Annotated in this window: 9 protein-coding genes; 1 reads left to right on the top strand and 8 read right to left on the bottom strand. The window is 45.9% G+C overall.

From position 1 onward, the window contains the following. Window positions 1–44: 44 nt before the first annotated feature. The 6 genes from ACESPU_RS16615 to folP all read right to left on the bottom strand — a co-directional run bounded on the left by ACESPU_RS16615 (window position 45) and on the right by folP (window position 7,760). Window positions 45–2,708: a substrate-binding domain-containing protein gene (locus ACESPU_RS16615; RefSeq protein WP_373133529.1), complete on the bottom strand. Its 2,664-nt coding sequence runs from the start codon at window positions 2,706–2,708 to the stop codon at window positions 45–47. Between the two features lie 155 nt (window positions 2,709–2,863). Then, entirely contained in the window at window positions 2,864–3,574 is a 711-nt protein-coding gene (gene pyrH, locus ACESPU_RS16610) for a UMP kinase (protein ID WP_005867363.1), read from the bottom strand. 157 nt (window positions 3,575–3,731) lie between these two features. Beyond that, complete coding sequence (locus ACESPU_RS16605; protein ID WP_036614670.1) at window positions 3,732–4,934, bottom strand: acetate/propionate family kinase; 1,203 nt, start codon at window positions 4,932–4,934, stop codon at window positions 3,732–3,734. A gap of 25 nt (window positions 4,935–4,959) precedes the next feature. After that, window positions 4,960–5,973, bottom strand: a complete 1,014-nt coding sequence (gene pta / locus ACESPU_RS16600; RefSeq protein ID WP_005867355.1) for a phosphate acetyltransferase — start codon at window positions 5,971–5,973, stop codon at window positions 4,960–4,962. 127 nt (window positions 5,974–6,100) lie between these two features. Further along, window positions 6,101–6,886 carry a diadenylate cyclase CdaA gene (cdaA, locus tag ACESPU_RS16595; protein WP_008779131.1) on the bottom strand — a complete coding sequence of 262 codons (786 nt, stop codon included), beginning with the start codon at window positions 6,884–6,886 and terminating at the stop codon, window positions 6,101–6,103. A 34-nt stretch (window positions 6,887–6,920) separates the two neighbouring features. Beyond that, entirely contained in the window at window positions 6,921–7,760 is an 840-nt protein-coding gene (gene folP / locus ACESPU_RS16590; RefSeq protein WP_195472080.1) for a dihydropteroate synthase, read from the bottom strand. A gap of 129 nt (window positions 7,761–7,889) precedes the next feature. Here folP and murF point away from each other — a divergent pair, with 129 nt between their 5' ends. Further along, window positions 7,890–9,173, top strand: a complete 1,284-nt coding sequence (gene murF / locus ACESPU_RS16585; protein ID WP_005867352.1) for a UDP-N-acetylmuramoyl-tripeptide--D-alanyl-D-alanine ligase — start codon at window positions 7,890–7,892, stop codon at window positions 9,171–9,173. Here murF and ACESPU_RS16580 read toward each other — a convergent pair. Together ACESPU_RS16580 and ACESPU_RS16575 are read right to left on the bottom strand one after the other, a co-directional pair. Next, on the bottom strand, window positions 9,168–11,354 hold the full coding sequence (locus tag ACESPU_RS16580) for a DUF2339 domain-containing protein (protein WP_122143929.1): 2,187 nt from the start codon (window positions 11,352–11,354) through the stop codon (window positions 9,168–9,170). The two genes, murF and ACESPU_RS16580, sit on opposite strands and share 6 nt — an antisense overlap. Window positions 11,355–11,632: 278 nt before the next feature. After that, window positions 11,633–14,467 (bottom strand): DUF6383 domain-containing protein, encoded by a 2,835-nt coding sequence (locus ACESPU_RS16575; RefSeq protein ID WP_227154253.1) that lies wholly within the window; start codon window positions 14,465–14,467, stop codon window positions 11,633–11,635. Window positions 14,468–14,631: the final 164 nt, after the last annotated feature.

Below are 14,631 nucleotides of genomic sequence, written 5' to 3'. Positions count from 1 at the left end.
AAAGATGAGGAGATATGACATTTGTGATAAAGATCGTACAAATGTTATTGATACTCGGTAGGCGTAACCCCGTAGACCGCCTTGAAACATTTAGAGAAGTAAGCGGGCGAGGAGAAACCGGTTCGGTAAGCGACCTCACTCACCGTATACGCGTTCTGCCTCAACAACTGGGTCGCCTTATTCAAGCGATAGGTACGCAAGAACTCGACGGGTGCGGTTCCGGTAAGCTCCTTGATCTTCCGGTGAAGGTGCCCCCGGGATAATCCCAAGGTCTCGCTTAGTTTCTCCACATTATATTCGGGGTCCGCGTAAACCGCCTCGATCTGTTCCGCGAACTTACGCAGGAAGGCATCATCGATACTCTCCACCTTTTCCGGCTCGGACAGAAGGAGCTTATTATCCCGCAGCTTCTCCAACAAACGTTCCCGTAACTTCCGGCGTTCTTGCAATAGGTGGATAATCTTGATCTTCACGTAATCCGTATGGAAAGGCTTCTGTATATAATCGTCCGCCCCGCCGGTTATTCCGAAAATCCGTTGACGCTCATCGGTCAAGGCGGTCAATAAGATCACCGGGATATGGCTAAAGGGAAGTTGCGACTTGATCGTCCGGCAAAGTTCGAAACCATTCATCTCCGGCATCATCACATCGCTTACTACCAATGATATCTCCTCCTCTTCCAATACCCGCAAGGCTTCTTTCCCGTTCGCGGCCGTCCGGATCTTGAAATGAAGGCTAAGCTCACGTTCCAAAAAGCCGCGGACCTCATCGTCATCCTCGGTGATCAGTATCGTATAAGGATAGGTCTTGGAAAGCATCTCCTTGGTTTCCGAGTCGTCCAACCGGGAGGCTTCGTAGGCTTGATGGGATACGGACGTTTCCATCAGGTCGCTATCCTCGAAATGCGCCTTTCCTTTCCGTAGGCAAACCGTAAAGGTAGTTCTTTGCCCCGGCTCGCTCTCCACACGGATCTCCCCTCCGTGCATATGTATATACTCCTTTACCAAATGTAATCCGATCCCGGTTCCCATCGACCGATCCTCCGTATAGAAACGGTCAAACAGATGCGGAAGGTTAGCGGGTTGGATACCACTTCCCGTATCGATAACCCGTATAAAGACCCGATCTCCCTCTTCCGTCAGCTCTATCCGCACGCTACCTCCCTCTGGCGTAAACTTAAAAGCGTTCGAGAGAAGATTGAAAAATACCTTCTCCAATAAGTCCGGATCGATCCATAGCGTACATTGTTTTATCGAAGAAGTGAACGTATAGGAGATCGCACGTACCGAGGCCATACTGTCAAAATAAGATTTGATCTCGCCAACGAAAGGAACCAAATCGATTTCCCGTACCGCTAGTTTCTCTTGCTTGCCTTCCACCTTCCGGAAATCCAATATCTGATTGATCACACGCAACAAACGGTTGGCGTTCTTCTGGATCAACCGCAGATCCGAGGCGTAAGGAGATTCCCGCAACGAGACAATCAAGCGATCCAAAGGGGCGAGAATCAAGGTCAAAGGCGTACGTACCTCGTGGGAGACATTCGTAAAGAATTGGAGTTTCTGCGCTGTCACCTCTTTCATCTCCGCGTTCAAGGAGATTAGCTTACGATTCGCCTGCCTCATCTTCCGGTTTATGTAAAAGGCATAAATGGAAAGGGCGATAAAACCGATCATCAATAAGGAGATCACCCCTAAAGAGTTTCGCAGGAAATAAAACCGGTCGGACAAACCGTCGATGCGGGAACGCTGCGCCTCGATACGTTGCTTATATTTCTGGAGTTGGTCCGCTTGCAACAATAAGGTGCGGGCAGACTGATGATCTACCGGGGCCGTACGAAGAGGGATAAACTTATCCACCGGCTCCCCCTGAATGATACGCATAGCCGTGCGAATCACTTGCTCCCCTCCTGTCGGATAGAGGAAAGAGGCGTTGATCCGTCCATCTTCCACGGCTTCCAGACCGGCACCCGCCACAGCATCCACGCCGATAATCCGCAAATCCCGTCCTCGGATGGAATCCCATGCCATAAAGTATTCCCGGGCGGCTATGGCCATCATGTCGTTATGGGCGTAAACGAAATCTATCTGCTCGGGATGCTCTAACTTCCGAAGCTCCATCCGAGCCGTATCGACCAACCATTGTCCTTCTATCTTACGGAAAGAAAGATCCTCCCTTTCTCGCAAGGCATCGACAAAACCTTTATGTCGCTCTTGCGCCGGGGAGGTTTGCGTGAGTCCCCATATCTCTAAGATAATAGCGTTCGAGGGAAGATAATGGGCGGCGTAATTGCCTGCCGCTAGTCCGATCTCATAATTGTTCGCCCCGACAAAAGAGGTGTATTGATCGGTATTTACCTTGCGATCTGTAATGATCGTCGGGATTCCGGCACGGTACGCTTCCTCGGCAACTGCCGTGATCGGCTCGGATTGATAGGGGGAGATGATCAAGACATCCACCTTTTGGCGGATCAAGTCTCGTATTTGTTGTATTTGTGTCTCGTTATTGTTTTGCGCGTCCTTTATAATAATTTCCACATCATCATAGTTAGAGGCTTCGATACGCATATCGTTAATCATAGCTTCCCGCCAAGCATCGTCCAGCATACATTGGGAGAGGCCGATAACGTGCCTCTTCTGTTTCCCCGAGCTCGTGCAACCACACAATACGATCAAGGTTAACCATACTAGTAAAAAGGGATGCTTCATATACAAGAATAAAGGTCTAACGTATTTGCCACAGGCATGGCAAGGTTGTGCCAGCCCTGTGGCACGACAGTGCCATACGGATGGCATAGCTGTGCCATAACCAGTGGCACAACTATGCCATCAGCATGGCACTGCCGTGTCATCGGTTAATGGCACTAATTATGCACCAGTGTCCCGATATTCTCTCCGCTCATCACTTTCTTCAAGTTGCCGTTGGTGTCCATATCGAATACGATGATCGGGAGGTTGTTCTCTTTACACATCGTGGTAGCGGTCAAGTCCATCACCTTCAGGCCCCGGGTATAGATCTCATCATACGTAATATCGGAGAACTTGGTAGCCGTAGGATCTTTCTCCGGATCAGCGGTGTAAATACCGTCCACACGGGTACCTTTCAGCATGACATCCGCCTCGATCTCGATGCCTCTCAAGGAAGATCCGGTATCCGTAGTAAAGAACGGATTACCCGTACCGCCGGACATGATTACCACGTTGCCTTGTTCCAGCAACTCGATCGCACGCCATTTATTATAGAACTCGCCGATCGGTTCCATACGGATAGCCGTCAGTACCTTCGCCTTCACGCCTTGAGCGACCAAAGCGGAGCTAAGCGCCAAGCTATTGATCACCGTTGCCAGCATACCCATCTGGTCTCCTTTTACCCGATCGAAACCTTTGGAAGCGCCGCTCAACCCGCGGAAAATATTACCGCCACCGATCACGATACCGATCTGTACACCCATCTCGGCGATCTCCTTGATCTGTGCCGCATATTCATTCAAGCGAACCTCATCGATCCCATATTGTTTACCACCCATCAGCGACTCCCCGCTTAATTTTAATAAGATACGTTTGTATTGAGCCATGTTTTGTATATATTTAATATGTAATTCCGCAAAAGTAACGAATAATCCGATATTCGCATAAAAAAGATCGCCCCAACCGATGTCGGGGCGATCTAAACACTAATCCCGTGTTTTGTAAGCTGCGAGGATTAGCTAAAATTATATGAAACGTTACTGGTTACTTTTTATCTAAGATCTCCAAGGTATCGGCAGCGATCATGAATTCCTCATCCGTAGGAACGACGATGATAGTCACCTTACTGTCCGGAGTGCTGATTACCATTTCCTCGCCACGCATGCCCTCGTTCTTCTCTACATCGATCTTCATGCCCATGTATTCCATGTTCTCACAAACCGCACGACGGGTCGCCCATTGGTTCTCGCCGACACCACCGGTCCAAACCAAGATATCACAACCACCCATAGCGGCGGCATAAGCGCCGATATATTTCTTGATGCGGTAGTTATATACGTTCAAGGTCATGATCGCACGCGGATTTCCGGCAGCTACGGCAGCCTCGATCTCACGCATATCGGAAGAGATACCGGAAAGACCGGCAACACCACTTCTCTTATTGATCAAGTCAGAAAGGCCGGCACCATCCATGCCTTCCTTATCCATGATGAAAGACAAAGCACCCGCATCCACGTCGCCGCAACGAGTACCCATCAACAGACCCTCAACCGGAGTCAAGCCCATGGAAGTATCCACGCTCTTACCATTCTTAATGGCGGTGATAGAACCACCGTTACCTACGTGAGCCGTGATAATCTTCTGATCCTCATAAGGAACACCTAAAATCTCGCAAGCACGACGGGATACATATCGATGACTGGTTCCGTGGAAGCCATAACGACGTACGCCATATTTCTTGTACATCTCGTAAGGCAAACCATACATATACGCATAATCCGGCATGGTCTGGTGGAAAGCCGTATCAAACACCGCTACTTGAGGAATACCCGGGATCAAAGCCTCCATCGCCCGAACACCCTTCAAGTTAGCCGGGTTATGAAGCGGAGCCAAATCAGAGCACTCGATTACCTTATTGATTACATCCTGATTGATCAATACGCTAGAAGCGAACTCCTCGCCACCATGTACCAAACGATGACCAACAGCGTCGATCTCCTTATAGTCCTTGATACAACCATAAGTAGCGTCGGTCAATACGCTCAAGATAAACTCGATACCTTGTTGATGGCCGGGAATCTCTCTCTCGATAACCACCTTCTTGCCCTCCTTATCCGTCAATTTCAGGAACGCGCCCGGCAAACCGATTTTCTCGATACCACCTTGAGCCATAACCTCACCGGAGGTCATATCGAATAACTTATATTTGATAGAACTACTACCGCAGTTCAATACTAGAATCTTCATATTATTAAGTCGTTAGGATTATCTATTATTTTGCGGATTTCAAACCGATGGATTGATTACAAGCGATCGCTACCATCTTATAAATATCGTCTACGGAACAACCGCGAGACAAGTCGTTCACCGGAGCGGCCATACCTTGAAGGATAGGACCGACAGCCTCAGCGCCACCCAAACGTTGAACCAGCTTATAAGCGATATTACCCACCTCCAAAGTCGGGAATACCAAAACATTCGCTTTACCGGCGATCTCGCTACCCGGAGCTTTCTTGCTACCTACAGCCTCAACCAAAGCGGCGTCGGCCTGCAACTCTCCGTCGATCTTCAAATCCGGAGCCATTTCCTTAGCCAAGCGAGTAGCCTCCACTACCTTGTCCACCATCTCGTGAGAAGCGCTACCCTTCGTAGAGAAGCTCAACATAGCCACACGAGGCTCAACGCCTACGATATTACGAGCCGTAGCGGCGGTAGCGACAGCGATGCTAGCTAACTCTTCCGCGTTCGGGTTTGGCATAACCGCGCAATCAGCGAATACCAAAATACCATTATCCCCATATTGAGGAGTCTGCGTGAACATAAGGAACGCACCGGAAACACACTTCATGCCCGGAGCCGTCTTGATAATTTGCAAAGCAGGACGCAATACATTACCCGTCGTATTCTCAGCGCCAGCGATCTCACCGTCAGCGTCACCCGCCTTGATCATCAAACAAGCCAAGAACAAAGGATCTTCAACTAGAACCGCAGCCTTCTCGGGAGTCATACCCTTCTTTTGGCGAAGTTGGAAAAGCAAGTCTGCGTATGCGGCTTTCTTCTCGTGATTTTTCGGATCGACAAGGGTTGCCTCACCGATGTGGTTCAACCCAAAACCAGCCGCCAACTCCTTGATCTCAGCGGGGTTTCCAATTAAGATAATGTCTGCTACACCGTCGGCCAGTAATCGGTCGGCAGCTTTAAGAGTTCTTTCCTCGGTACCTTCGGGAAGAACAATACGCTGCTTGTCAGCTTTAGCGCGCGCAATAATGTCTTGCATTAAATCCATAGCGGAAGATATTTTATATTATTTAATAATTGTACTCGTAATCCGGCTACAAAATTAGGCATAATGCAATATAGAGTTTACAAAATAGGCAAAAGAATTACAGGTAGAGATACCAGTTTCAGATCTTTTAACAGTAATTCGTCACTTCCCGCTCCCCGGAGAGTATTTGTTGCAGTTCTTCCGCTGTCACATTCACACTTAGCTTGCCTTTATGGGCCACGGAGATCTTTCCTCTCTCCTCCGAGACAATAATAACCAGCGCATCTGTCTCCAATGACATCCCTAAACCGGAACGATGGCGCAATCCCATATCCTTGGGAAGGGTGGCGTTCTGGGCGACCGGCAAGATACAACCGGCCGCCTTGATCCGGTTATCGGCTATGATCATGGCACCATCATGCAACGGGCTGTTCTTAAAGAATATATTCTCGATCAAGCGGGCATTTACATCGGCGTTGAACATCTCGCCCGTATGCTCATAGATCGTCAAATCCATATCCTGCTGGATCACGATCAAGGCACCCGTCTTTTTCCGGGCCATATTCATACAGGCCAAGACAACAGGAGCGACAAACTTCCCTTCTTTCTCCGGGTCGTCTCCTCGTTTGGAAAAAAGTTTTCCTAGGAATTTCCAGCCCCGGTGCGAACCTAACGCCAACAGGAAACGGCGGATCTCGTCTTGGAAGAGGATTACCAAAACCACGAAACCTACGCTAATAAACTTATCCAAGATGGCCCCCATCAACCGCATCTCCAATACCTGCGAGATCAAGATCCATACGACGATGAATGATACGACCCCACTGAATATAGCCAATGTGCCCGAGCTTTTCATCAACTTATAGGTCTGGTACAGGAAGAAAGCCACCAGCAATACGTCAATCAAGTCTTTTATACCGAAATGCATCCACATAGTTAATCGAGAATTGAAAGTTGAAAATTGAAAATTAGTTGTTAGTCATTTGACCTATGACGCGAATGGCTTCCACTGCTTCCCGCACATCATGTACACGAAGGATATTAGCGCCGTTCAAGAGAGCGTACGTATTCAATACGGTCGTTCCGTTCAGGCTATCCGCAGGGGTTCCACCCAGTAATTTATAAATCATGCTTTTACGGGAGACTCCAACTAATAAAGGCAACTCAAAAATAGAGAACTCCTTTAAATGGCTCATCAATTGGTAATTCTGCTCCAACGTCTTACTAAAACCAAAGCCGGGATCGAGGATGATATCATTCACCCCTAAAAGCCGAAGCCGGCGTACCTTCCGGGAAAAGTACAGCATGATCTCCTCCATCATATCCGGGTAATCAGTATGCCTCTGCATAGTTTGAGGGGTTCCACGCATATGCATCATGATATAAGGCACCTTCAAATCCGCTACCGTTTGGAACATATCCGCATCCAACTCACCGCCGGAGATATCGTTAATGATAGCCACTCCATATTCCTCTACGCAACGACGGGCAATCCCCGCACGAAACGTATCTACGGACACCGGAATATCCGGGTAATGCTTATTTAATATATGTAAGGCAAACTCCAAACGGCGCATCTCTTCCTCCGGCGTAACCTCAGCGGCATCCGGACGGGATGAATAACCACCGATATCTATCCAATCTCCTCCCTCCGATAAGATTTCCCGGATACGGTCCTCGATAGCGGTCTCGGTCTGTTTGCGGCTGCCCGCATAAAAAGAATCAGGGGTAATATTCAAGATTCCCATCACCAACGGCGTCGCTAAAGAAGTAAGTGTCCCTCTAATATTGAGCGTTTTATCTAACATGATCTTTCCTTATTTCCAGCAAAGATACAGGTTTCTCTCTTAAAATCTCCTTCTAGATTCTTCATTCTTTATTTAATTGCTACATTTGCGCCGAATTAGACAGGAATAAATATTTAACGCGATACAGTCATGAGTATTATCGACCTCTATGATTTATTTATACATAACCCTCAAATAACGACAGATAGCCGGAACTGTCCGAAGGGTTCTATCTTCTTCGCCTTAAAAGGTGATAAATTCGACGGAAATCAATATGCCGGGAAAGCCTTGGCATCCGGCTGTGTCTATGCCGTCATAGACAATCCCGATTATTATATAGGCGAACGCACGATCCTTGTTGATAACGTGCTGAAGACCTTGCAACAATTAGCGCACCATCACCGCAAGGTACTGGGGTTGCCGATCATCGGGATTACCGGAACGAATGGCAAGACCACGACCAAAGAGTTATTGGCTGCCGTACTCTCAACGAAATTCAATTTGCTATATACCGAAGGTAATTTCAATAATCATATTGGCGTTCCCTTGACCTTGCTCCGATTGACTCATGACCATGAGATGGCGGTTATCGAGATGGGCGCCAGCCATCCGGGAGACATCAAGGAATTAGTGGATATCGTCCATCCTAACTATGGCATCATCACGAACGTAGGCCGTGCCCATCTGGAAGGCTTCGGTTCTTTCGAGGGTGTGATCCGGACAAAAGGGGAGTTATATGATTATATCCGTCGCTCCAAAGGCAAGATATTTATCAAGAAAGAGAACGAGTACCTTCAGTCTATCGCCAAAGGCATCGAACAAATCACATATGGAAACGGGGATGATGCTTTTGCGTCCGGACAGGTAGTCAGTTGCGATCCTTTCTTAGTGTTCAATTGGAAGCAACAAGGAAAGTTGCATACCGTCGAAACACATATGATCGGTAGTTATAACCTAGATAATGTATTGGCCGCCGTCGCCGTAGGCCGCTTCTTCAAGATCCCGGCAGAGCGTATCAGTCGTGCTATCGCCGCTTACGAGCCAACCAATAACCGTTCCCAATTCAAGAAAACCGAGAATAACGAATTGATTATCGATGCTTACAATGCGAATCCGAGTAGCATGAAAGTAGCTCTGGACAATTTCATCACCATGCCCGTACAGCCTAAAGCCATCATCCTTGGAGATATGCGCGAGCTTGGACCAACTAGCGACGAATTACACGCGGAGGTTGTCGAACAGATCAAGAAAGGCCAGTTCGACAAGGTGTTCCTCTGCGGCGAGCATTTCTCTAAAGTAGGCAAAGAGTTCTCCCCCTTCGCTACCACGGAGGCAATGGTGGAAGAGCTTCGGAAACAGCCGTTAAAGGGCTATCATATCTTGATCAAAGGCTCTCATAGCATGGGGCTGGAGAAACTAGCGGATATCCTATAAGCTATCATCGAACAAGACGGTTTTCAACTTCTGATACAAGAAGGAGAGAACCAATAAGATAACTCCCAAGATTATAAAGACGACCACTTTCCCGATCGTAGGCAAGAGCCACAGATCTACCAACACCAACTTTAGCAATACGATCGAGAAGGTGGCCAAACTAATCATCCGGACAACTTTCAGGTGCAATCGCATTCCCACCGCCATTTGCATAAAACCGGCAAGACTCAACGAGATAGAGAAGCCTGCGCTTAATTCATCCGGCAAGCCCAACTGATTCAACAAATTATTCGTTCCCACGGCCAGTAATATCGTAGACAGCAAACAAATATATAAGGTCATCCCATACGTACGCTTTTCTCTTGCGTCAAATGACTTATAATAGTACCGCCCCAAGACAAAAATATGCCCCCCGATTAAAAGCAAGGAAACCCATAGCAGGAACCGGGGAATAAAGAGATCATCATACCCGACCCACAAAGACATTCCTCCGAACAGGGATAAAGATAGCCCCAAGAGTAGTCCGTATCCCCCCGCATTTCTTGACACAGGCAAATAGCTTTTCCCTAATAAAACATTCGCAGCAAATAAAACCGCCACCGTAAATGTCTCGATATAGCTAAAGGACACGATCGAAGGATCTACATATGAATAGAAATCGAAAACAAAGGCTATATATAATACGACACATCCCGTCAAGAGAGGCCCTTTCGTAGATATCCTTGTCGGACGTACCAACCAAGCGTCTACCCAATACGATAGCCCCGTAAAAATACCGGTAGCGAACAAGCCATTTATAAATAGGGAAGAATCTCCGTACCGAGCCTCCATACATCCGTGGAAGACATCCATTCCGTAAGAGCCCAGCGTCAAGACCGGAAGTACCCAAGCGAATATCTCGTAAACCCGCAGACGGAAACGACTATAGAACCAGAGAATAATCATTACCTCTGAAGCCCAAAACAAGGTAATAAAGGTCCCTTCCAGTTGGATCGGGATCGTCACCGATACGAACGTAAGAGCGATACCCAATAACGTATGCATCAAGAAAGTGAAAGGTTCCCCTTTCCGTTTGATCCAAAAGAAAAGAGCGAAGTTAATAGCCGCAACAAAAAGGGTTACCAGACCTTTGTAATTCCGCTCAAGCTCCATATTCTGCAGGAGACAAAGGGCAAAGAACAGGAATACGAAATTGTTCAATCCGATCACTCCTAATAAATATTGATTGATCCCCCGGATATTGATTCGCACGATGGAAGCGACCGATAATAAGAAGATCAAATAGAAGGCGATAGAGAAAATAAGTAAATGCGTTAATTGGACACTTCCCATCAAATCCAGATCCGCAGCATACGTATAACCCGCAAAGACGATCCAAGTCAAGGCAAAACAAATTACAGGCAATTCCCCCCACTTCTTATAGATAGATAGCCCGAACATTCCTAGGTCCAAGATCATGACATAGGTAAACAGCACCCAATAACTTCCATCTCCGCTACCCACTAAGAATGGAGCGATAAATCCACCCACCAAAGCGATAATTGCCAGTTCCCTACGATTATAGAGTATAGATAAAGACGACATAAATCCGGTAAACAGCACAAGCAGAATAAAAGCGACCGTTTGGCTAAACAGCCCGTAATAATGATAGGCGATCGCCACCGTTACATAGAAGATTGCGAAAGCGCCTCCCGCCAGCAAAGAGCTAAAAGTACGATAGGAATCCTTCAAACGCCAAGCCACGAATAGAAGTAATCCGCCCATCCCAAAGCCAAGGATCGTACGCAAGGTCTCGTTTATCCATTCCTTATCTATCGCATACTTCACGAAAAGCCCCATACCCAAGACGAGTATCAGGATACCAATTTTACCGAATAAGTTCTCACCGATATATTTCTCATAATTGACAGGCTTCCGCACCTTCTGGGGTTGAGGATTTTTAGCAGGTTCGACAATCGCCCTTACCGGTTCAGGTTGTACGAAAACTTCCGGCTCTTTCAATATCTCAGGCTCCGGTTCCTTTATCTCGTCCGCAACTTCCGGACTATTCTCCAAACGTTTACGCAAGGCAGCGATCTCTTTCAACAATTCCTCCGTTTTCTCTTGTGATTTGGATATCTTATTACGCAAGTTTATCCAAATCATGATCAGTAATAGAAGTATCAGTAAGGTATATTCCATAAACTCTAAAATTATAAGCTTGCCGCAATATACGCATTTATTTATGTAAAAGCTTTCCGAACCATAAAAAAGTCCCGACGATACGAATATCGCCGGGAGCAATTTTTTATCCGGTTTCCTTCCTCACGGAAATACTATCGGAAGAACTTTTTTACTTTAGTATTAACCACACGTTCCCCCATCACGGGATACTTTGTTGCGTGGAAATTATTTAATTAAATATATTTAGATAGAGACGGGACGTGCCCGCCTCTACTGTATCATTTCGAATAAAATAATTATTTAACAACCACCTTAACAGCAGCCTCACCCTCTACAGCTACAGCTACGATACCTGCCGGTACAGCGATTGTAGCGTTATCAGATGAAAGAACTGTCTCAGCAACCACCTTACCTAAGATGTTAGAGATAACAACAGACTTGCCAGCGGCACCTTGGATTGTTACAGTACCATCGTTAGCGATAACAGAGATAGCAGAAGCTCCTTCTTCAACGCTATCGTTAGATGTCGGGTGTAATTCAGTAGCCTCTACAATAAACTCATGAGCTTCGTCGCGGTTAGCGCTCCATACCAATACGTTATTGATAACCTTCAAATAAGAAACCACATTTTCACGAGCTTTCTTTGTAGCATCTGTAGGATCAACAACTTCCTTGTTCGTCTTATTCTCTATCTTCAATGTATTGTTAGCAGTTGTAACAAATGCCATAGCAGCCGGATTTACAGCCATATTCTTCAACGTATCAGCAGCAGTTGCTTTCGTACGAACGATAGCCAAAGAATCCTCGCCATAAACAATTGCTTTCACGAATGCAGCTTTAACCATTTGTTCTGTCGCATTCCAATAAGCGCTAGCTTCATTCGTCTTAGACTCATAATTACCAGCCGTATTCTTAACCGCTGAATAAACAGAATCCTGCGGATTTACCAAGAAGAATCTATAACCATCAGCGATAGCTGTAGAATCTAATCCGTTACCAGTAGTGATATAATAAGTAGGTCTAGTTACATCCTTTACACAGGCGGTATCGATCCACAAGCCAAACAAGCTGTCGATATATTCTTCTTGACCGGCCAACTTAACCTCTGCGAACAACGATTTAGGGTTCATAGAGAGAGCTTTACCATCAGATTCAGCTGATTTAACCAACTTATGACCCGGAGCAGTCAAAGTAGCGTAGTCCGGAGACGGTTCAACCGCTAAATCGAAATAGTTGTTGTTAATTTGCGCCTCTGCCACAGCGATCAACTTACCTGTATTAACATCCAGAACAACAAGGCTATCTGTATTGCTAGTACTCTCTCCATGTACATTCAGCAAATATCCATTACCTGCAGCCGTCTTGAATGTAAAGATCGTCGGATGAGCACCCGGGTTACCAACCTTAAACTCTCTTACATTGCTCTTATCGCTAGTAACCATATAAACCGTGTCATTCGTATATTGCTTATATAGTTTATAAGTAGCAGTGGCCAACGTATCACCTAAAGAGATAGCACCTACACCTTCCGCATGTGCATTTGAGGTATATACCTTACCGGCAGAAACTTCTTTCACCTTGAATTTAGCAGCATCTTCAGCTGTAGCCTTCTTAACTTTCAATACGCCGTCAACGATCGTATACAAATCATCAACACCCTCCGTACCGGAGATCAAGTTCAATGTATAAGCGAAGTTATCGATAGCGACTTTATCCAAATACTTCGTAGCCATATAATTGTATTCCTTGCCACCAGCTTTGATATCTTTCTGATATTCGAAGTAGAATTCCTCACCAGCCGCTAAGCTTGCAGAGGCAGCGCTATTTACAGCATCCACTCTGTAAGCGTCTTTACCTGTTACCTTATAGATCTGAGCGGCAGCAGTTGTAAGACCTTGGTTGAAGTTACGTTCAACGAATTGGTATTTACCACCCTTAGCAACTACATAGAACTGACCAGCAGGGTTATATGCATTAGGAGCATCCTTCTTCAATTCCAATCCACTAGCCGTAGCATAAACATACTTAAACTCATCACCAGATTTAACCTTGATGAAGTAAACACCATCACCAGTAGGCAATGTAGCCGGAGTGCCCTTACCTAATTTTACGGAAGGAGCGACACCTTGCTCGATTGTAGAAGGAGTACCAGAAAGTTTAGAGACTGTCAATACCTTTGAATTGGTTACCTGAGCATATACTACTTGAACATCAGCAGCAGTACCTGTAAGCGCAACTTCAAATTTCTTAGTAGTTGTATTATAAACAGGTGCATTCTTTACATAAACAGCGACTTTATCGTTTGATAAGTCTTGAATAAATTTGAACTTTTGAAAATCACCATTCAATACTGTATGATAACCATTATCCAACCAAGTTGAGTCTTTTGCGAATTTATAGCCAAACACATCCTTTTGCCCAGCGATCGTGTACTTAGTTGTATCCAAACCGAAGTAAGCATCCTTTTCACCGATCTTATCAGCGCCAACTTCCTGCAACTGTACATAATCAGCATCAGCGCCAGTCAACTGAGTAGCTACTAATTCTTTGCCCTCAAAGATGTTCTCTTGATAAGCCTCTCCAAAGTTCAAAGAGAATACAGTGAAACCATCGCCTAAGTCAGAGGCAGCCAAAGTACGAGCCTTCAAAGCCGAATTTACCTCCGAAGTGAATGCTGTAGCGGCACTAGCAATGCCCAAGGATAACTTACCTCCAGACACAACCAATCCTAAAGATCCGTCCGCAGAATAATAAGCAGAAATCTTGCCGTCAGCAGTTACAGACCACTTGTCAACACCTGCCGCTAAATTAGGTTTAGCATCTTTTTTTGCAGCGAAAGACAATACAGCACCTGTCTTTTTGTTAGTGAAGCTGTAAAGCTTGTTTCCAGTAGCATCAACTCCAGCTTCAGTAACCTTCCACATAGCAGAGTCAATAGAAGCTTTAGGAGCAGTTGCCAAATTGCTAAATGTTTTTACCACTACAGAGTCCGATTTAGCTCCATAAACAGCTAAATAATCAGAAGAACTGGACTTCAACATGGTGTAACCGTCTGTTTTGGTGATTTGGGCTGAAGCAACAGCCGAAATCATTGCAAGTCCAGCTACAAGAGTAGAAAACTTTTTGTTCATAATTCTAAAATTAATATTAATACTAGTGTTAATTAAAAGCTCTTCAATATTTTACCCCTTCAAATTGGGCATAAAACGACTAGTCTAAACGATCGATTTTTCTAGTCATTTGCAAAGGTACGCGTTTCTTCGACACTTACAACCCTTCCGCATTATTTTTTTAT

This window comes from Parabacteroides sp. 20_3, assembly GCF_964238835.1.
In the GTDB taxonomy this organism is placed as follows: domain Bacteria; phylum Bacteroidota; class Bacteroidia; order Bacteroidales; family Tannerellaceae; genus Parabacteroides; species Parabacteroides distasonis.
Note: the sequence above shows the minus strand (reverse complement) of the source record. Positions and strands in the feature narration are given on the sequence as shown.

Excerpts from the sequence above, each read along its gene's own strand:
- pyrH (WP_005867363.1), bottom strand. The coding sequence starts at position 3,574 with ATGGCTCAATACAAACGTATCTTATTAAAATTAAGCGGGGAGTCGCTG.
- ACESPU_RS16615 (WP_373133529.1), bottom strand. The coding sequence starts at position 2,708 with ATGAAGCATCCCTTTTTACTAGTATGGTTAACCTTGATCGTATTGTGT.
- ACESPU_RS16575 (WP_227154253.1), bottom strand. The coding sequence starts at position 14,467 with ATGAACAAAAAGTTTTCTACTCTTGTAGCTGGACTTGCAATGATTTCG.
- cdaA (WP_008779131.1), bottom strand. The coding sequence starts at position 6,886 with ATGTGGATGCATTTCGGTATAAAAGACTTGATTGACGTATTGCTGGTG.
- folP (WP_195472080.1), bottom strand. The coding sequence starts at position 7,760 with ATGTTAGATAAAACGCTCAATATTAGAGGGACACTTACTTCTTTAGCG.
- ACESPU_RS16605 (WP_036614670.1), bottom strand. The coding sequence starts at position 4,934 with ATGAAGATTCTAGTATTGAACTGCGGTAGTAGTTCTATCAAATATAAG.
- murF (WP_005867352.1), top strand. The coding sequence starts at position 7,890 with ATGAGTATTATCGACCTCTATGATTTATTTATACATAACCCTCAAATA.
- ACESPU_RS16580 (WP_122143929.1), bottom strand. The coding sequence starts at position 11,354 with ATGGAATATACCTTACTGATACTTCTATTACTGATCATGATTTGGATA.
- pta (WP_005867355.1), bottom strand. The coding sequence starts at position 5,973 with ATGGATTTAATGCAAGACATTATTGCGCGCGCTAAAGCTGACAAGCAG.